This window comes from Xenorhabdus taiwanensis, from assembly GCF_036512875.1.
GTDB lineage: Bacteria > Pseudomonadota > Gammaproteobacteria > Enterobacterales > Enterobacteriaceae > Xenorhabdus > Xenorhabdus taiwanensis.
Genome location: NZ_AP028978.1, coordinates 952461 through 970376 on the forward strand (window position 1 = coordinate 952461; position 17916 = coordinate 970376).

Genomic DNA, 17916 nt, shown 5'->3' on the forward strand with positions numbered 1-17916 from the left:
GCAGAATGACCAAACATCCTGACAATGTCGCCAGAATACAGATTACCCCCTCAGAATTAGTGGCAAAATTATTTGCCACCGAATATGCTAAAAATGGTGACGGTTATATATCAGCCTGCGCCCTAGGACAAATATGGAGTGATCTGAGCCTTCTTGCGGAAGCGAGCCAACAGCCATTATCAATCCGTCATCAGGCCAAATTTTCTGCTACACATGCGCAGAAGGCCGCTTTGCATATCGCCTTCGGCCATAAAAATCCAGCAGAAATAAATCGTTACCAAAAAATAAGTCTTTTACTACAAGGTCAATTTTCTCCTTGGATGGACTTACTGACTCGTATTCTGGCACTCCCCTTGCCAGAATGTTATGGCTATGATTTAGGGGATACCGAAGTTTGTGTAGATGATGCAATTCGTTTCGCCCGTCAATTTTCCTCCGGGCGTCCCATTGTGGTTGTCGGCCTCCGCAGTGGAGGGAGTTTTCTCACTCCACTCTGGGTTGCAGGATTAACGCAGATTAATGGTGTGTCCCCTGAATGGCTAACACTACGCCCTTTAAGGAATATTGATGCTTATTGTCAGTATCACCATTCTGAGCTGGATTCTCTATTTCGTCTTCTTGACACGCAATCGGAACGTCCAGATGTTGTGATTTCGCTTCTGCTGTCGTCGTTCCAGCACCAAACTTACATGCTTTATCCGCAAGTGGTGCTACTGTCAGACTTAGTGATGGAAGAGACTATATTGACCTAATGAATGGCAAAGGTAGCATCACATTGGGACACCACCATCCGACAATCACAGAAGCAATCATCACTAGTTTAAATAATAAACAGGGATCTTCCACCTGCTGGTCAGAATCTTTTGAAGCTCTCGCAGAGATTATTGTTGCTGACAGTGGTATCTCCAATGGGCAAGTTGCGTTTTTCAGTTCAGGGACTGAAGCCTGCCGTGCCGTTGTCCAGTGTGCTCGGAAGGTAACAGGAAAAAAAATCATCGCTAGCGCTGGTTACCACGGTTGGGGAGATTTATGGTCTTCGTCTTCCCATTTTTTGCAACCAAATGAAAGCGGTATTATCGATTTCTACTTCATACCCGAATTACTGGCTGATGTGTTAGAAAAATATCATGGAGAAGTCGCAATGGTGATGATTTCTCCTGATTATATACATCTCAAACCAGAAACATTAAAAAAAATAGCCTATCTTACCCGTGAATATGGAGTTCTATTTTGTAGTGATGAAGTTAAAAATGGTTATCGTTCAGTGGCGGGTTCTGCATTATCACAGACTCTTGGCGAACTAGCTGATTTTTATACCTTTTCCAAAGGGCTATGCAATGGGCAACGTTTATCTTGCCTTGTCGGACCTTCTGACATGATGCAAAAAACTAAACATATGACCTATACAGCCTACTTTGACACCGTACCTATTGTTGCAGCTTTAGCCACATTGAAATATATGCATAACGAACAAGGTTATAAACGTCTAACGACGTGTGGGTCAATGCTGGCAAACACATTACGCACACTGATTGCACAGGCTGAATTGCCAATAAAAGTGATGGGAGATGGACCATTACTACAATTTATTTGTGCAACGCCAGAATTGGATGAAGCTTTCTATATGGCTTGCGCTAAACACCGCCTATTACTGTACAAGTTTGATAATCAGGCTATATCGCTGGCAACTGAAGACGTTTTAACTGAATTGGAGATACGTTTCAAGCAGGTATTTTCAGAACTTGCTCAGCGCTTTTTCATGCAGAATCAAATCCATGTCTCTATTGAACGGCAAATGGAAGCTGCATTCAATATGATCGATGGTGCCAGTGATGTTATGCCTGCTGCCGATGCTATTCATTGGTTACAAAGGAATGCAATATGAGCAGAATAAAAGACTGGTATGGTAAGCGCCTAACCCTAATTGCTCCACATCCCGATGATATTGCTTATTCAATAGGCGGCTTCGTCTCACAACTTTCGGCTGTATCTACATTAGAGGTTGTGACCGTATTTACCCAAAGTCGATGGGCACTTCCTAAATCCCTACGCAATTCGGGAGCTGACATTATTAGTAAAGTACGGGTAAAAGAAGAGCAGACTTTTTGTCAAAATTTTAAGATGAAGTTATACCCTCTTGGGCTATCAGATTCCAGTTTATCTGGTTATGACGATGGAAATGAGCGCCAATTGCAGTTTACTCAGAAACGACTTATTGATGACATACGAACTTCAATTGTATTGGAGAAACTACATCAAGTCTTAGCGGAGTCTAGTCCTGATATTGTGATTGCGCCAGCTGCCATTGGTCATCATATCGACCACCAGATTGTCCATCACGCTATTTGCTCATTACAGAATAATCAATGGCAACTCGTTTTTTATGAAGATCTACCATATGCATATGAATTTACGCTAGATATTTTGGAAAAGCAGCTGACCGAACGAAAATTCAGAGTACTAGAAACCATCAGTATTGAGCAAACATTAGCAGATAAGTACGCAGCTCTATCTAATTATGCCAGCCAAACCGATCAGGAAACGATTGATGCAATCATTGCTCATGCACAGCGTCTGGCACAGATATATTTTCATACAGGAAAAACCGTTCACCATGCAGAAAGATTTTGGGAGAAAACATGTTAATATCAGTAGGTTATATTCGTCAATTAATTATAAAAATTGCCTGTGAAACAACAGGAGATGATGCAGAAGCATTAATCGAGCGAGGACGGTTAGAGATCCCTGCACGTGATGCCATTGAATTTATAGTACGTTTGGAAGCTCTCCTTGACTGTACTCTGGGCTGGTCGAAATACGAGCCTCTATCTATGGAGATTAATAACTTCGTGGAAATAATAAATAAGAACCTTAATGCACAATCATCTAATGAGTCAATGCCATTATCAATTTAATCGCAGGTGATAATAATAAAATGACAAATAATGAAAAAAATTGTATTGCAATATCCATCAATACTCATAAGCCAAATGATAAAAGCAATATATTATCCTGTTCATCTCAAGATGATGCACATTCTATGAGTAAAATTGAATTGCGCTTTGAAGATTCTGCCTATCCTTTCTGGATAGGGAGTCACTGCACAGAGGAAATTTCAGCACATTTAGCTGCAATGGAGGCATCTTCTCTGCATATCATTACTGACGATACTGTCAATCAGCTTCATGCTGCACCTTTCGCACAACGGCTAACACTAAAAACAAATGTGCTGGTTTGGATCTGGTCAATCCCAGAAGGAGAAGCCAACAAATCACTAAACACATTAGATTATCTTGCAAATAAATTGCTCAATGCCAGTATTGACCGCAAAAGTGTGATTATCGCGATGGGAGGAGGTGTCATTGGAAATATAGCAGGATTGCTAGCCGCATTACTTTTTCGTGGTATTCGCTTCGTGCATATTCCCACTAGCCTGATCGCAATGAGCGATTCAGTTATTTCACTTAAACAAGCAGTGAACATGCCACAAGGTAAAAACCTTATGGGATGTTTTCATACACCCGAAGCCGTTTTTGCCGATACTGCTTTTCTGCTGACGTTACCACCCCAACACTTGCGGTCAGGGTTATGCGAAATCATTAAAAATGTGTTGATATTAGAAACTGAGAATATCCCATTTTTAACTCGCACACTGAATGCAGAAGCGCATTACGACGAACAAACACTTGCACACATAGTTCAAGCGGGAGCTCTTACCAAACAAAAAGCCATGGTTAACGATAAGCGGGAAAGGCAGAATGCTCTTATATTCGAATATGGCCACACTGTAGGGCACGCTATCGAATTAAGTTGTAAAGGAAAGCTGACTCATGGAGAATCCGTGGCACTAGGCATGATAGTTGCTGCCGAAATTTCTCATTCCTTTGGTTTGTTGACATCTGAAGCACGTGATATGCACTACCGTCTAATTCACCTTAACGGCGTTGATATCAAGGCACCAGTAGGAACAACACCGGAAGCCATTATGCAGATACTTCAATCTGATAATAAACGTGGCTATTTACACGCTAAATCCAATGAAATTCCGATGATTTTGTTAAATGAATTGGGAGTCCCCCTTTGGAATAGTGAAGGGCATCCCTTAACACTTGTGCCTGCTGATTTAGTCGAATCAATGTTGCGCCAGCATATTTTTCAATCAACCTGAAAATTTAATCATAATCTGATTACAGCCTGTCCGACAATTGTTCAACGGAAAGCGGCAAAAAAAGTTAAAACTATTCGGTATTATATTAATTAGCGTTCTCCGTTTCTAGAGGTTATTACAAATGTGTTCTATGCACAGTAATCAGGTTATTAGGGGATGTTATGTCAGATATAACTAATGTAATACATATTATTCAACCACCTTCAGCTTGGCCTCCCTTAACCCGTAGGGTACGCCGTTATCGTAATATTGTGATAAAAACCTCCTGTAACTTACGTTGCAGCTATTGCGAGGTAAAGCGAGCGAAAGTGAACACGGAAGCAGTTATTAATTCGATAACACGAATTATGGAACGTTTTAATCCGAGTGATACGCTCTTTCGGATTGAAGCGGATGGAGAAATTACACTTTACCCTAAGATACTCGATTTTCTGGCGGAATGTGTGAAAAAAGGGTATTTCATCGAAGTGCTCACCAATGGCACACGTTTTCCTGCCTGTTTGCGTCCTGATTTGCTCTGGGTTATTTCTGTTGATGGACATACTGAGCAAATGAATAAGGCTCGTGGCTTAAAACAAAAACAAATCGATATCATTTTAGACTATGCAGTTCGCCTTTCTGCTGAACTACAATGCGTCTATCACGGTCAATCCATTGAAGAGATCAATGAATTTATAGATACCTTACAGGCTCGTAATTTCACTGGTCGTCTGCATTTTTTACCTCTATTAGCAACTAAAGGGCGTCCACTCACCGTACATCTCAATTATGAACAACTCCATAAAGCGCCCTTTTTGGAACGTAAGGCGTTTTTCGATCGCTGGGATCATATTTACCAACATGGGAGACGTGGTGATTTTATCTGTGACCAGATCCGCAATGGTTTCAACTATTACATAGAGGGTGAAAATATCTCTATGGTGAAGTGTGATTGTTACTCTCCCGTTCCCAGTCATTTAGAAATTGAAGGATTACAGGACGAGCGAGAATACAACAATTTTCCTTGTGGCACTTGTCTTTCTCATCAGGAATTTAATAACCAACGTGACCGTATGGCTCTGTACGATTAAATGGCTAAAGAGGAAATAATAATGCGTGTATTGCGGTTAACACCCTTTTTTCATCACCCCGATGTCAAGAACTGGCCCGCTAAATATGACTCTGTAGGGGGAATGCAGATCCAAATCTGGCGACAAGCAATGTGGATGGCGCAACAAGGGGTACAACAGCATGTAATGACCATCGGTTTTCCTGGATTGCCCCGCGAACGCCATTTACACCCCGAACTCTGTGTAGAGCGGGCTTATCTCCAGTTACCCGAATTTCGTTCAGAACTGTCTGGGTTAAAGGGACTCACTCTATCCTGGGCACTGGCGACGTTATTTACGATCCGCAAAAAAGCGCGACAAAAACCGTTTGATCTGATTCATCTCCATCTTGATGGGCAAATTCCGGCATTGTTGGTCGCTTATCTAGTTCCTAAATTGTTACCTTGTCCACTGATACTAACAATACACTGTTCACGGCTTTCCGTTTATCAACCGATGTCAATCTGGGATCGCATGACACATAAACTAGCTCGTTTTCTGGAGCGTAAAGCGGTAAAACTCGCAACAACGACCATTGCCCTGACTGAACGCACTACTAATGTCATTCGTCCCTATGCTCGTCGTATAGAAATCATTCCTGACGTTGTCGATCCCAAACAGTTCCGACATCCCGGTGAACCAGCAATACAGGAATTTCGGCAAAAATATGGATTAAAAACAAAAAACATTGGATTTATTGGGCGTATAGCAAAAGAAAAAGGTTGGACACATTTTGTTGCTGTGGCTGATCGGCTACGCCATCTTGATCTACATTTTTTAGTCGTGGGGGATGGCCCACAACGACATAGACTTGAAGAGTCTATTGCTCAACATAATCTAGAGTCCCAATTTACTATCACGGGATTTATCCCCAATGATCAAGTGGCAACCGCAATTGCTGCATGTCATGTCATTGTTATGCCGTCAGAACACGAAGAGTTTGGTGGTGTTTCCATTGAAGCGACTTCGGTAGGAGTACCGGTGGTGGCCTATGCCGTTGGCGGTATTAACGAAATACTGGGGAAAATTTCACCTGAACTGCTCGCTCCTGCCGGAGATATAAACCAATTAGTTAACTGTATTAACCGTGCACTGACTCAACCTCAAAGCTCTCCCATCACCAACGAGAGTGATGACAATAAAAATCCGATAGAAATCTTTGCACCAGACACTGTACTACCTCGATTAAAAAATATCTATCAGTGCGACGTGAATATTTATTTCAATTAAAAAACAATTGGATACGTTGATTTGAAGTAAATTATAAGCTTCGCCAGTTATTGTCAAACATTCAATATCAGAATGAAGATTGACCTGTTGTACGACCAACAGTAGCCCAAGAGGACAGGCATTACGGGTAACGGTTTTGTCTGAAGCTCCTCCGGAAAGTAGCCACCGTTAGGTGTGATCATCCCTGTGAGGGGGGGATTGCGATCCTCGAAGCAGCATCGGGGTAAGGCGCAAGGCTGACTGGTAGGGATAATGTAAGTGAATTGCTGATAAACATCGTTAATTTTGATGTGCCAAAGCTGCTGTCAGGCACTGACCAAAAGGGTATGTGGCTGGTTGCTCTTGTTTATAGTGGGAGCACGTCGTCATCAAAGCCACCGGTGAATAGGCAGATCCTAACCCAGTCGTGTAATTGGTGAGGAACACGGTAAGCCCGTATCGTTGCCCTCGGGGCAGGCAGACCGTAAGGAATGCTATTGACGGTGCGGGTAAAGGAGGATGGAGAAAGCGAAGGTCTGGTCGTAATAGCCAGAATACGGGTTGAAACATCACCTGACGCGAAAGTGAGCCCACTTCCATCTGGTCTTTAATCGCATGAAACCTGTAACACTCTGACGATAATGGAGGAAAGCAGCATGGTAGCGCACTCGGCAACATCAGTGTCTGCGCTTTCCCACGGTTTATTCTGCTGGCACGATATCGATTGGTGTCATGTTGAACAAACGGTGAGAGCACTACAGATCCGGATTGCGAAAGCGTGTAAGGCCAACAACTGGCGCAAAGTAAAAGCGTTGCAACGGATGTTGGTTCGCTCCCGAACCGCCAAATTTCTGGCGGTTCGGCGAGTGACTGAAAGTAGCGGTAAACGAACCCCTGGCGTTGACAGAAAATTATGGTCAACACCAGAAGCGAAGTGGAAAGCTGCCCAGACGTTAAAACGCCGGGGTTATCAGGCGAGTCCTCTTCGTCGGGTTTTCATCCCAAAATCAAAGGGTAAACATCGCCCTCTGGGCATTCCTACCCTGAAAGATCGCGCTATGCAGGCGTTGTATCTGCTGGCATTATCTCCTGTGGCAGAAACAACCGGTGATCCAAACAGCTATGGTTTCAGAGCAGAACGCTCAACGGCAGACGCAATGGCACAATTGTTTTGTTGCCTGTCGAAAAAACGTTCTCCACAATGGGTATTGGAAGCGGATATTAAAGGGTGTTTTGATCATATCAACCATAAGTGGCTGCTCGAACATATCCCTATGGATAAGAAAGTGCTGCGCAACTGGTTAAAATCAGGTGTCGTGTATCAGGGAAATCTGGCAGCAACAGAGGAAGGAACCCCACAGGGTGGGATTATCTCCCCAACACTGGCGAATATGGTTCTGGATGGATTAGAAGCCTTGCTTAAGAAACACATCGGCAAGGAACGCGCCCGGATAAACAAGATCAATATAGTGCGGTATGCCGATGACTTTGTAGTCACCTGCCGTTCGAAAGAAATGCTGGAAGAGCAGGTTAAATCTTGGATTGAAGGCTTTCTGTCCGAACGGGGATTGACGTTGTCTGAGGAAAAACACACATTACACATATAGATACGGGTTTTGATTTTCTGGGGTGGAATTTTCGCAAATACGGCGGAAAGCTTCTGATCAAACCCGCCAAGAAGAATGTGCAAGCATTCTGTCAAAAAGTTAAGGAGACAATCACGGCCAATCGGGCGGCGAAGCAGGTGAATCTTATCCACATTCTTAACCGCCTACTGAAAGGCTGGGCACAGTACCATCAACCCGTGGTAGCCAAATCGACGCTTCATAAAGTGAATGCACAGATCTGGTTTATGCTTTGGCAATGGGCCAGACGGAGACATCAGAAGAAAGGAGCTCAATGGGTGAAAGATCGCTATTTTCACACCATAGGTAACCGGGACTGGGTCTTCGCCTCTGACGCAGAAAGTGGAACGAGGGAAGGGGTACTGTATGATATCTCAAGTATCCCGATACGACGCCATTTAAAGGTGAAGGGGAAGTACAATCCATTTGATCCGGCATGGGAACAAGAGGGTGAAATGTTGCGGACGAAACGGATGATGAATAAGCTCCGGTATCGTCGGCAAATATTCATTCTTTATCGCGAACAACAGGGACGTTGTGCGTTGTGTAAAATGCCAATCACTCAAGAAACAGGCTGGCAGGAGCACAATCTGGTGCCTCGCCATCGGGGCGGCAGAGATGTCATCGGAAACAGAGTATTACTCCATCCTTCTTGCCATCATGAGGTTCATGAGCGCGAATTCTCGGTCAACACGCTGGCTTGCTAAGCAGGTTTATAAAGGCTTGAGCCGTATGCGGTGAAAGTCGCTCGTACGGTTCTTAGAGGGCGGGTGCGTAGTAATACGTGCTCGCTACTCGACAGAGCTAGTAGAGCAATCTGTTACTAAATAACACTCGTAAGGATAAAGTATATGTTTTCTATGGTAGAGATTGAAATCAATTCACGATGTAACCGACGTTGTGTGTACTGTCCTAATGTCATAGCCCCACGGGATGCTCCTAACAGAATGAAGTCTGAGCAATTTGAGCGTGTTATTGACAGACTGGAAGAGGTGAATTTTACTGGGAGGCTTTCTTACCATTTTTATAATGAGCCGCTACTGCATCCCAAGTTACCACAATTTGTCGCCCGGGTCACTGAACGGCTGCCGGAAGTCAGACAAATCCTGTATAGTAATGGCGATTATCTGACAGATGAAAAATATCAACTGTTACATAAAAATGGCATTAAACAGTTTATTATCACTCAGCACGATAGCAAACCCGGCGCACCCAAACCAGATCTTATCTGGCTTATTCCTGATCAGTTACAGCTAACCAATCGTGCAGGCAATGTGATCGCCGGACCAGAAATTGTTTCAAATCTTCCCTGCTTTGCTCCCTCAGACATGCTGATTATCACAATCACAGGGAATGTCGTGCTTTGCTATGAGGATAACAAAGAAGAGGTGATTCTCGGTAATATCTTTGACTCCCCTATCATGGAAATCTGGAATTCACCTCGATTCCGTCAGGCTCGCGAAACACTCTCATGTGGAAATCGAAATGCAACGGAAATTTGCCGTCGTTGCAATAATCGCTCACATCAAAAAAGTGAGGCGTTCGATTATGTCCTTTAAAAAAATGCCACGACATACGGTATTGATAGAGCGGTATCCAGATAATTTTGATCGCCGTGGATGGGGAGGAATAGAAACAGCCTATTGGAATCTTGGGAATATATTGCCTCACTATGGTATTGAGGTTATCTGGTATTCTGCTCAAGAATATTACACCCTTAGTAATTTAGAAGAGCAAATATCACTCCAAAATATCACTGCTCTATTTCCTTTAATGGAAAGTGAGCTATTTCGCGCAGGCCAACAAGCGCCAGAATTTCTGAGACAACGTACAATCCGAATCTGGCATGATGTTTCATTCCTCACTCATTCTCATGCCAGTTTGTCTGCCTGTCATGCACATTATCCCGGAGCAAATTCCGCAGATTGCTTAGCAAGTGCCGTGGCTCCAAGTGCCTATGCTACGGATGTTTTTTTTTTATGAAGCCCCCTGGACATATTGCTTCCCCAAACGCCATTACATCCCCTGGGCGGCTAATCATATCCCCACCCATAATTATCATTCTCCCAACGGCCCAGTTGTTTTGCTGGCAGGCAAAGTGGAGCTTGAGAAGCTCTCTCCGATTATTGAAGCGTGTCTGGCGAAGGGGATGTATCTGCATATTCTATTTAACAACTGGTCTAAGCGGGGTAAAGAAGCCAAACGTTATTTTAATCGCTTAAATTTGGATGAACGGCACAAGATTTTTGATTATTACGATCTGGAACAAGACCATAAACGCATCTTTGGTGGGACTTGCGCCGCACTGGTATTAAGTGATTATTACGAAACATTCAATTTTCTGTCCGCCGAAGCCGTACAACTAGGCATACCCGTTGTGGCTTATAGCCATTCGGGCGCGACTCATCGTTTTGCGGCTCATCTTGTTGAAGATAACAACGCCTTACTTGATTGGTTGAAAGAAGACGGCATTAAAAGGCTGACTCCAGTTCCACGATCTGACTGGTCATGGAATGACGTGGGGGCTGCTTATAGCCAATTGCTAAACAACATAGCAGCACAATATCAATGAAAACAGCTTACTTAACCTCTTTAGAAATGAACATTGGTAGTGATAACCGATCATGGAGAAAACAACAAAATGCCAACTCAAGATAAATTACTATTAGGGGCACGCCATTTTCATGGATTCAAACATGCACCTGATGAGTTAATTTCCGATGCTTGTGTGATAGGTAGCGGTGCCAGTGGTGCAGTAGTCGCTAATGTACTGCAAAAATGTGGCTGGTCAGTCATTATGATAGAAGAAGGAAACCTACTTGCACCTCAAGTAACACAAGAAGAGGTAGACAGTTCTTCTCCAATGGCAGAGATTCAGGGCAAAAACGGTTGGGAAGAGAGGGGTTGGCCTTGGAGTACACGAAACGTTGGCGGAGGAACACTCTTTTATGGTGGTGCTTCTTTTCGCTATCAGGATTGTGATTTCGATGCTCGACCTTGGTTATCAGGAATAGGCCTTGATATTGCCTGGCCAATTCATCTTACGGATTTAGAAAAATACTATGCCATTATCGAAAAGCAACTACATATCTGTGGCGGGCCACACACCGCTCCTGTGAAAGAAGGGGGGAGTGCTCTGCCAATGTCATTACCGGCTGATATCATGGCAACAGCGGCAAAACAATTAGGCTATCATCCTTTCCCAACACCGATGGCAATTGATCCTAAACGCTGTACACAGGAAAAACGCTGTATTGACTTCCAATGTCCCAGCGGCGCCAAAAGTGATGTTCTCAACATTTATATCAATCAACTGATCACTCACAACAATTTTATTCTCCTGTCCGGCATCCGAGGAGTCGCACTGGAGCAAGAAAGATCCGAACAAATCAGTGCGCTACGATGTCTAGATCTGGAAGATGGCAATATTCGTCATGTGAAAGCTCGTTATTTTTTTGTGGCCTGTAATGCAATACAGAGTGCAGCGCTTTTATTGCGATCAACAACACCTTTTGCACCCAATGGCATAGGAAATCGACATGACCTCGTTGGACGTGGATTGTGTATGAAGCTTAGTCAGCGTATACGTGGCATGGTACCAATGACTCATGCTATGCGTGATCATGGGGTTGGGCTAAGGGGTCCTTTTTCCACGATGGCTATTTTGGATCACTACCTTGATGCTCATTGCCCAAGTAGAATGGGAGGACTAATCTACGAAGCACGTACTTTCCCTGCTGCCACAAAATTTCCTGAGCAGATACCATTAGAACTCGAAGCTATCATTGCTGATACGCCTGCTTATGAAAATCGAGTAAAACTATCTCCCCATCGTGACGCTTGGGGTATCCCTAAAATCATGATCGACTATAAAGCTGCACCTTGTGATCTAGCGCGCATAGCCTATATGGCTGAACGCAGTGCAGATATACTCCATGCAGCAGGTGCCACGCAAATTCATTCTAAGCGCACACGTTCTGAAGAAGGAAGTACCCATCTGCATGGCACATGCCGCAGTGGTACAGATCCGACCCGCTCGGTTTTAGATCCTAACTGCCGAGTCCACGAACTCGAAAATCTTTATGTTGTGGATGGCAGCTTTATGCCTTTTCCCGGCGGATTAAATCCCACTCTCACTATTCAAGCAAATGCATTACGTGTTGCACAACATGTTGTTGGAGTTGACTGAATATGATCCGAGCAGAAGAAGTTTCTAGGGTTTATCAAGTGCATCAACGTAACGAAAGTTTCCATTCTGCACTACGTTCACTCTGGCAAAGGAAGTATGAAACAGTTGCTGCGCTAAAAAATGTCAGCTTCCAGATAGAAGATGGTGAGAGAGTGGGAATACTAGGTCCCAATGGTGCAGGCAAAACCACATTAGTAAAGTTACTCAGCGGGTTATTACATCCCAGCAGTGGACAAATCACCGTCGAAGGACACACACCCTATCTACGTGAAAAAACTTTTTTGCATAGCATTGGTCTTGTTATGGGTAATAAGGGGCAATTAATCTGGGATTTGCCGCCCATAGATACGTTTGAAATGATCCGGGTACTGTTCGAAATTCCCTTACCTGTACATAAAAAGACGCTAAAAGAATTGGGCGAATTACTGCAACTGAGCACCATCATGACCAAACCCACCCGTCAGCTTTCATTAGGAGAACGCATGCGATGTGAAGTGGCGGCCTCATTGATACATCAGCCGAAGGTTCTCTTTCTTGATGAGCCAACTATTGGGCTTGATGTCGCCATGCAAGCCGCTTTGCGTGATTTTGTTGCTGAATATAATCACCGCCATAACGCCACTATTCTGCTGACTTCACACTATATGGAAGATGTACGAGTATTATGTCAAAGAATTATTATTGTTGACCACGGTACGATTTTCTATGATGGAGACCTACGAACCTTCACAGCAAAACAATCCCCTGAAAAAATAATATCTTTCTCTATGAATCGTCAGACAAATATTCCTGATTTTTCACGTTTTGGCATACTTATCTCACAAACAGAGGAACGTTCCCAAATTCGGATTCATCGTGACCATGTTCCCAAACTTATACATTTTCTTATTGAACAGCAACTGGCGATTGATCTCACCATAGAAGATCCTCCACTGGAAGAAATATTGCGCCAGATTTTTGGTCATCCTAGTCAAAATAAAATCGAAAACAATATATTGACTAACCGAGGTGAACTAACATGATTTTCGCTCTTATAAAAACCCGATTATTTGAAACCTTCTCCTTTCGAGCCGAGTTTTTACTTTGGCTAGTAACCCTCAGTATGCCTTTAATAATGTTAATTTTTTGGAGAGCGGTAACTCAGAATAGTCCTTTTCAGGGCTATAGCTCAGAGGATTTTAATCTTTACTATGTTGCCGTCCTTGTTACCACTATATTAACCAGTTGTAATAGTGTCTGGGAAATTAACGAAAATATCCGTCTTGGTGAACTTTCATTTTGGTTAATGAGGCCTATTCATCCTTTTATCAACTACCTAGCAATTACCATTGCCGAATTGATATTAAGCCTGATTGTTGCGATACCTATTTTGATACTGGCACTGGTAATGAGTTTCCTGAGCCAACCGTTCACTTTACCTCAGGTTGGTTTGTTTATATTAGCATTATTAGGGGCTTTCTTAATCAATCAAAGTATTCATTTGCTGATTGGGAGTTTGACTTTTTGGATCGAGCGTTCATTGGTTATACATAAAATGTATGTGGCTGCCAGTAGTGTTCTATCAGGTTATATGTTTCCTTTGACCTTCTTACCAGAATGGGTAGAAAAGATTGCCACTTGGCTACCGTTTCGATTTGTGATTTCGCTGCCAGTAGAAATACTAACCGGAAAACATTCCCTACTTATTGCTGCTCAATGGGTAACTTTACAGTTCATACTGGTAGCAATGCTGGGCGCTACTGCACTTTTTGTCTGGCGGCAAGGTGTCCGCCGTTATTTGGCGTTTGGATAATGGGACATTCTCTTTCAGTCATTCGTATGGCGTTTCTCTTAAGTGTAAAGCGCTCAATGCAATACCGTTGGGATTTTATAATAGACGGTTTACTCTCACTTACCATGGCGGTATTGCAACTCTTACCGTTGTTAGTGTTGTTTAAAGAACGAGGTTCTGTTGCGGGTTGGTCATTTGAACAAATTCTGGTGTTAATGGGTTGGTATATGATGTTAACTGCTACTGTCGAAGGCTTAATTGCCTCTAGTCTTTCCTCTGCTATTTCAGGCATTCGAACAGGTTTGTTTGATTATATTTTAATCCGCCCGGTTGATTCACTTTTCCTCTGTTCACTTATTGATATCAGGTTATGGAAAGTGATTGATTTTTTCTTTGGGCTTGGCCTGATTATTTATGCTTTTATACAGCTCAATATTCAACCATCATTGATTAACATCACTATGGCTATCATTTTATCAATCGGTGGGCTTGCCACAGCTTACGCATTATTTGTTCTGGCGATTGCAACCTCTTTTACATTAATTCGCATACAAAATTTGACCAATGTTATCTCTTCAATATTGGGTTTTGCTCGCTGGCCTATTCATCTATTTGGTATGCCTTGGCGGTTAATCTTTAGTCTTCTAATCCCCATTGGTGTCATGACCAGTGCCCCCGTTATGGCATTGTTAGGAATATTGACCTTACCTTTAGCCATAGGTTCGCTGGGAATAGCTATCTTTTTCTTTATCATGGCACGATTAGTTTGGAAGCGCGCATTGCGTGGATATCGTTCGGCTTCTAGCTGACTTAACTACCACCTACTAAAGTAGGTGGGTTAGCGCACTCCGGTGCCGACGGCTGAAAGTCGTCGAACCCCGCACCTCGTAAACGCGCATAGGTCAAGACATTAAAGTCAACGTCACCGACTAAAGTCGGGGGTTTTAACCACCTTTCATATGGAAAAATAAACAAGCTCACTTGCGCAACATTATGCTGTGTAAGTGAGCTTATAACAAACTGTTCCATCTATGTTATTTCAAACCCATCGCATCCCGTATGGTAAAAAATAGATCCGTCTGGTCAGTTAACCCAACAATATTTGCAGCGTGTGGACCATAAGCTGCTACACGTAATTGTGTACCAGTATGTTTCTGAGAAGTGGTTTCTGAATTACCATAACTTACCGTGATAACGGCTTCGTCTTTAGTAATCAGTGAACGGGTCAGACCGGGGGCTTTAACATCAGGTTCAATAATTTGACTGGAATGTCCATGATCCGCGGCGACAATTACTAATGTGTTTCCATGTTGTTTTGCGAATTTCAAACCCACTTGTACTGCCTCATCCAAAGCAACAACTTCACCAATTTGTGCGCACGGGTTGGCTGAGTGCTCATAATCATCGATCAATGCACTTTCCACTTGTAAAAAGAAGCCATTTTTATTGGTCTTTAGAAGTTCAATAGCTTTTTCGGTCATCTGTACTAGTGTCGGCTGCTGTGGACTTCTTTTCGAATTCAGTTTGCATTTCACAGGAGCTTCGTTAATATTTCCATGATAAATCGCTTTTGGTCCCTCCCACATTTCGTGCAAAACTTCTTCATTAAATAATCCCAATAAGGGGCTGTCTTGATTTACGCTTTTAACCATGTTCAGTGATGCGACATCTGTTACCCACTGATATCCTTGTCCCAATGCTTGTTGTTTTAGAGTTTTTCCTGTATTGATGCCAGTCACTGACCGCTGGGAAAAGATATCAATTCCTCCTCCTAATGTAACATCTGCACGTGTAGCCAGAAGTTGTTCCGTAATAGAACCTTTACTACCACCTTTTTCGAGAGCACCATCGGGACATATTTCTGATGTTTCTATTGGCCCATAACATTCACGCCTTGTGACATGAGCATACAACGCTGCAGGTGTAGCATCTTGAACTTCAGCTGTAGTAACATTACCGGTTGCTTTTCCATTCTTTTTTGCTAACTCCAATAAGGTCTGATGAGGCTTACCAAAAACATCAATCGATAGCGCACCATTGTAAGTTTTTATGCCTGTTGCCCAAGAAGTAGCTGAGGATGCAGAATCCGAAACATAATTTATTTTTTTTGTGTCTTTATCCAGAGAATAATGAGTATATTGTCCTGTAAAAGGTAGTGCGTCAATTCCTTTGAATCTCCCCCTTGCCCCTTTAGCATAATTGCGTGCCAGAGTTATTTCAGAATCCCCCATACCATCACCAATGAACAAAATAACATTCTGAGCTTTTGTATTATTCAATGCAGTACGAAGCGCTTCTGTTTGATCTTGCATAAGTCTGCGAGCTCCCCCAAACTCTGTAATACCTATTTTTATTACATTCTCTTCTAATTCACTCCCATTTTTATCTGAGTCAGTCATAGCCCATGAGGATAAACTCGTTCCTAAAATTAGAAATACACTAAAAAACTGAATTAAATTTTTTGCATAGTTATAAAGCATTAGCATCCTCTATATATAAATAAGTGGGGCTTAATAATCACATATATTAAGGAAGTTAAAATAATTAATATTGTTAATACCTAAAAGAAAAAAGATTGTATGTTGCACTTATTGTGTTAATCCAGAATTTTTTACTCACTACACAAGCTGGCTGATCCCGATAATGCCCGCCTGAGTAACCGGGCATTGGGTATCGCTGAGACGAGCCGCAAGGGAACGAAAACGGTGTTGACACCGGCCGCATTCCGGGAAATTTTTCAGCAGGTGGAACAAAAAGACCGGCGTGTGGCAGCGGTAATGCAACTGGCTTATGTACTGGGACTGCGTACCAAAGAAGCGATCGAAGCCTATAAATCGTTAGCGACCTGGAAAAAAGCGCTGGAAAACGGGCAAATGTCTGTGCGGGTGGTGTTCGGCACCAAAGGCGGACGTCCGAGGCCAACGGTGATACTGGATCGGGCAGCGTTGCAACACGCCATTGCCTACGCTGAGTGCGAAATGCATCCACGCAGCGGCAAACTGATTGATAAACCGACGATCACGCAGGCCATAGATCGTTACCGGTACGTTGTCCGCAGTGCTGGGCTGACGGGCAATAAAGCCCCGCACAGTATGCGCTACCATTTTGCCCAACAATCCGGGGCGCATTATACAGCGCAAGGATTCAGCGAGCGGGAAGCGCTGGCGCTGGTATCGATGGATTTGGGGCATGGCGATGGGCGAGGACGCTATATCAAGCAGGTGTATTACCAGAATATTGAGGATGAATAGGATCATCACGCTTCTGACATTATTTTCAATATCAGAAAATGAATTACCGCTTGATCGTACTGTTTCAGAGCATTAATCCCCCGGCGCATATCGACAGGTTCCCGCACCAGAAAAAGCTGTTCGGGTTTCAGCATCGGGTCAGTACCTGAATCACTCCCGGCAATAATGCCAGCGGGCAGATGATAGCATAGCCGTCGGGCGTCTTCAGGGTGACCGTGGGTGTTTGGGCAGACGGGAGTGAAACGGGTAACAATGCTGACAAACCCAGGCTGAAGTCGTGAGAGATTTTTTTACTGTCGGCGATCCAGTCACGAAAAGAGGAAAAGTTCAGCTGATGCTGTTCACAATACTGTTTTCGGGTCAGGCGACTGTGCCGCCATTGGGTCACATGTTGCTGTTTTTGTTCCGGGGTATATCGGTTACGGCGCATGATTGGGTCTCCAAATGAAAGATAAGAAGCCGTAGCGTGCAGGAGCCGGATGGAAGGAACAAGGTGAGATCACCGGAGCCTTACCAAACAGATAAAGGCTAAATGGGTAAATCTGCGGCCAAGATGCGGTCACGTAATTCATCCGTACGGGTTGGATCCCGCGGGTGATTAAAAGTTGCCTAAAA

The 17916-nt window shown here is 43.4% G+C and carries 20 protein-coding genes and 1 pseudogene; 17 read left to right on the top strand and 4 right to left on the bottom strand.

What is annotated here, in order from left to right:
• The first annotated feature begins 5 nt into the window (after positions 1 to 5).
• From ACE1SE_RS04205 to ACE1SE_RS04235, 7 genes are all read left to right on the top strand, one after another.
• Positions 6 to 752, top strand: a complete 747-nt coding sequence (locus tag ACE1SE_RS04205; protein ID WP_374052784.1) for a hypothetical protein — start codon at positions 6 to 8, stop codon at positions 750 to 752.
• A complete protein-coding gene (locus tag ACE1SE_RS04210; RefSeq protein WP_374052785.1) occupies positions 752 to 1885 on the top strand; it encodes an aminotransferase class III-fold pyridoxal phosphate-dependent enzyme in 1134 nt (377 codons plus the stop codon). The genes ACE1SE_RS04205 and ACE1SE_RS04210 overlap by 1 nt, the downstream gene beginning before the upstream one ends.
• Positions 1882 to 2646: a PIG-L deacetylase family protein gene (locus ACE1SE_RS04215; RefSeq protein ID WP_374052786.1), complete on the top strand. Its 765-nt coding sequence runs from the start codon at positions 1882 to 1884 to the stop codon at positions 2644 to 2646. Before ACE1SE_RS04210 ends, ACE1SE_RS04215 begins: the two co-directional genes overlap by 4 nt.
• A complete protein-coding gene (locus ACE1SE_RS04220) occupies positions 2640 to 2915 on the top strand; it encodes a DUF6137 domain-containing protein (RefSeq protein WP_374052787.1) in 276 nt (91 codons plus the stop codon). Before ACE1SE_RS04215 ends, ACE1SE_RS04220 begins: the two co-directional genes overlap by 7 nt.
• Positions 2916 to 2935: 20 nt before the next feature.
• Positions 2936 to 4168, top strand: a complete 1233-nt coding sequence (locus tag ACE1SE_RS04225) for a 2-deoxy-scyllo-inosose synthase (protein WP_374052788.1) — start codon at positions 2936 to 2938, stop codon at positions 4166 to 4168.
• Positions 4169 to 4329: 161 nt separating this feature from the next.
• Positions 4330 to 5238, top strand: coding sequence for a hypothetical protein (locus ACE1SE_RS04230; protein ID WP_374052789.1), 909 nt, complete (start codon positions 4330 to 4332; stop codon positions 5236 to 5238).
• Positions 5239 to 5259: 21 nt separating this feature from the next.
• Positions 5260 to 6486, top strand: coding sequence for a glycosyltransferase (locus ACE1SE_RS04235; RefSeq protein WP_374052790.1), 1227 nt, complete (start codon positions 5260 to 5262; stop codon positions 6484 to 6486).
• Between the two features lie 279 nt (positions 6487 to 6765).
• Here ACE1SE_RS04235 and ACE1SE_RS04240 read toward each other — a convergent pair whose 3' ends face one another.
• A complete protein-coding gene (locus ACE1SE_RS04240) occupies positions 6766 to 7065 on the bottom strand; it encodes a hypothetical protein (protein WP_071827887.1) in 300 nt (99 codons plus the stop codon).
• Between the two features lie 56 nt (positions 7066 to 7121).
• Between ACE1SE_RS04240 and ACE1SE_RS18880 the strand changes: the two genes are divergently transcribed.
• From ACE1SE_RS18880 to ACE1SE_RS04280, 9 genes are all read left to right on the top strand, one after another.
• Positions 7122 to 8072, top strand: coding sequence for a reverse transcriptase domain-containing protein (locus ACE1SE_RS18880; RefSeq protein WP_445082109.1), 951 nt, complete (start codon positions 7122 to 7124; stop codon positions 8070 to 8072).
• 77 nt (positions 8073 to 8149) lie between these two features.
• Positions 8150 to 8797, top strand: a complete 648-nt coding sequence (locus ACE1SE_RS18885; protein WP_445082110.1) for a group II intron maturase-specific domain-containing protein — start codon at positions 8150 to 8152, stop codon at positions 8795 to 8797.
• Positions 8798 to 8950: 153 nt separating this feature from the next.
• Positions 8951 to 9649 (top strand): radical SAM/SPASM domain-containing protein, encoded by a 699-nt coding sequence (locus tag ACE1SE_RS04250; protein WP_374053588.1) that lies wholly within the window; start codon positions 8951 to 8953, stop codon positions 9647 to 9649.
• The gene (locus tag ACE1SE_RS04255) at positions 9639 to 10073 is read left to right on the top strand and encodes a hypothetical protein (protein WP_374052791.1); all 435 of its coding nucleotides are present in this window, start codon (positions 9639 to 9641) and stop codon (positions 10071 to 10073) included. The genes ACE1SE_RS04250 and ACE1SE_RS04255 overlap by 11 nt, the downstream gene beginning before the upstream one ends.
• A complete protein-coding gene (locus ACE1SE_RS04260; RefSeq protein WP_374052792.1) occupies positions 10057 to 10662 on the top strand; it encodes a glycosyltransferase in 606 nt (201 codons plus the stop codon). The genes ACE1SE_RS04255 and ACE1SE_RS04260 overlap by 17 nt, the downstream gene beginning before the upstream one ends.
• Positions 10663 to 10731: 69 nt before the next feature.
• Complete coding sequence (locus tag ACE1SE_RS04265; protein WP_374052793.1) at positions 10732 to 12279, top strand: GMC oxidoreductase; 1548 nt, start codon at positions 10732 to 10734, stop codon at positions 12277 to 12279.
• 2 nt (positions 12280 to 12281) lie between these two features.
• Complete coding sequence (locus ACE1SE_RS04270) at positions 12282 to 13301, top strand: ABC transporter ATP-binding protein (RefSeq protein WP_374052794.1); 1020 nt, start codon at positions 12282 to 12284, stop codon at positions 13299 to 13301.
• Entirely contained in the window at positions 13298 to 14071 is a 774-nt protein-coding gene (locus ACE1SE_RS04275) for an ABC transporter permease (RefSeq protein WP_374052795.1), read from the top strand. Before ACE1SE_RS04270 ends, ACE1SE_RS04275 begins: the two co-directional genes overlap by 4 nt.
• Positions 14071 to 14859 (top strand): ABC transporter permease, encoded by a 789-nt coding sequence (locus tag ACE1SE_RS04280; RefSeq protein WP_374052796.1) that lies wholly within the window; start codon positions 14071 to 14073, stop codon positions 14857 to 14859. Before ACE1SE_RS04275 ends, ACE1SE_RS04280 begins: the two co-directional genes overlap by 1 nt.
• Positions 14860 to 15084: 225 nt before the next feature.
• On the opposite strand, the gene phoA is transcribed toward ACE1SE_RS04280, so the two are convergent.
• Positions 15085 to 16530: an alkaline phosphatase gene (gene phoA / locus ACE1SE_RS04285; RefSeq protein ID WP_374052797.1), complete on the bottom strand. Its 1446-nt coding sequence runs from the start codon at positions 16528 to 16530 to the stop codon at positions 15085 to 15087.
• Between the two features lie 141 nt (positions 16531 to 16671).
• Here phoA and ACE1SE_RS04290 point away from each other — a divergent pair.
• A pseudogene (locus ACE1SE_RS04290) lies at positions 16672 to 17301 on the top strand (integrase domain-containing protein); the annotation flags it as partial.
• Between the two features lie 5 nt (positions 17302 to 17306).
• On the opposite strand, the gene ACE1SE_RS04295 reads toward ACE1SE_RS04290, so the two are convergent.
• Positions 17307 to 17435: a hypothetical protein gene (locus ACE1SE_RS04295; RefSeq protein WP_255523203.1), complete on the bottom strand. Its 129-nt coding sequence runs from the start codon at positions 17433 to 17435 to the stop codon at positions 17307 to 17309.
• Positions 17429 to 17731, bottom strand: a complete 303-nt coding sequence (tnpA, locus tag ACE1SE_RS04300) for an IS66 family insertion sequence element accessory protein TnpA (protein ID WP_374052798.1) — start codon at positions 17729 to 17731, stop codon at positions 17429 to 17431. Before tnpA ends, ACE1SE_RS04295 begins: the two co-directional genes overlap by 7 nt.
• Positions 17732 to 17916: the final 185 nt, after the last annotated feature.

Excerpts from the sequence above, each read along its gene's own strand:
- ACE1SE_RS04205 (WP_374052784.1), top strand. The coding sequence starts at position 6 with ATGACCAAACATCCTGACAATGTCGCCAGAATACAGATTACCCCCTCA.
- ACE1SE_RS04210 (WP_374052785.1), top strand. The coding sequence starts at position 752 with ATGAATGGCAAAGGTAGCATCACATTGGGACACCACCATCCGACAATC.
- ACE1SE_RS04215 (WP_374052786.1), top strand. The coding sequence starts at position 1,882 with ATGAGCAGAATAAAAGACTGGTATGGTAAGCGCCTAACCCTAATTGCT.
- ACE1SE_RS04220 (WP_374052787.1), top strand. The coding sequence starts at position 2,640 with ATGTTAATATCAGTAGGTTATATTCGTCAATTAATTATAAAAATTGCC.
- ACE1SE_RS04225 (WP_374052788.1), top strand. The coding sequence starts at position 2,936 with ATGACAAATAATGAAAAAAATTGTATTGCAATATCCATCAATACTCAT.
- ACE1SE_RS04230 (WP_374052789.1), top strand. The coding sequence starts at position 4,330 with ATGTCAGATATAACTAATGTAATACATATTATTCAACCACCTTCAGCT.
- ACE1SE_RS04235 (WP_374052790.1), top strand. The coding sequence starts at position 5,260 with ATGCGTGTATTGCGGTTAACACCCTTTTTTCATCACCCCGATGTCAAG.
- ACE1SE_RS04240 (WP_071827887.1), bottom strand. The coding sequence starts at position 7,065 with ATGGAAGTGGGCTCACTTTCGCGTCAGGTGATGTTTCAACCCGTATTC.
- ACE1SE_RS18880 (WP_445082109.1), top strand. The coding sequence starts at position 7,122 with ATGGTAGCGCACTCGGCAACATCAGTGTCTGCGCTTTCCCACGGTTTA.
- ACE1SE_RS04250 (WP_374053588.1), top strand. The coding sequence starts at position 8,951 with ATGGTAGAGATTGAAATCAATTCACGATGTAACCGACGTTGTGTGTAC.
- ACE1SE_RS04255 (WP_374052791.1), top strand. The coding sequence starts at position 9,639 with ATGTCCTTTAAAAAAATGCCACGACATACGGTATTGATAGAGCGGTAT.
- ACE1SE_RS04260 (WP_374052792.1), top strand. The coding sequence starts at position 10,057 with ATGTTTTTTTTTTATGAAGCCCCCTGGACATATTGCTTCCCCAAACGC.
- ACE1SE_RS04265 (WP_374052793.1), top strand. The coding sequence starts at position 10,732 with ATGCCAACTCAAGATAAATTACTATTAGGGGCACGCCATTTTCATGGA.
- ACE1SE_RS04270 (WP_374052794.1), top strand. The coding sequence starts at position 12,282 with ATGATCCGAGCAGAAGAAGTTTCTAGGGTTTATCAAGTGCATCAACGT.
- ACE1SE_RS04275 (WP_374052795.1), top strand. The coding sequence starts at position 13,298 with ATGATTTTCGCTCTTATAAAAACCCGATTATTTGAAACCTTCTCCTTT.
- ACE1SE_RS04280 (WP_374052796.1), top strand. The coding sequence starts at position 14,071 with ATGGGACATTCTCTTTCAGTCATTCGTATGGCGTTTCTCTTAAGTGTA.
- phoA (WP_374052797.1), bottom strand. The coding sequence starts at position 16,530 with ATGCTTTATAACTATGCAAAAAATTTAATTCAGTTTTTTAGTGTATTT.
- ACE1SE_RS04295 (WP_255523203.1), bottom strand. The coding sequence starts at position 17,435 with ATGCTGAAACCCGAACAGCTTTTTCTGGTGCGGGAACCTGTCGATATG.
- tnpA (WP_374052798.1), bottom strand. The coding sequence starts at position 17,731 with ATGCGCCGTAACCGATATACCCCGGAACAAAAACAGCAACATGTGACC.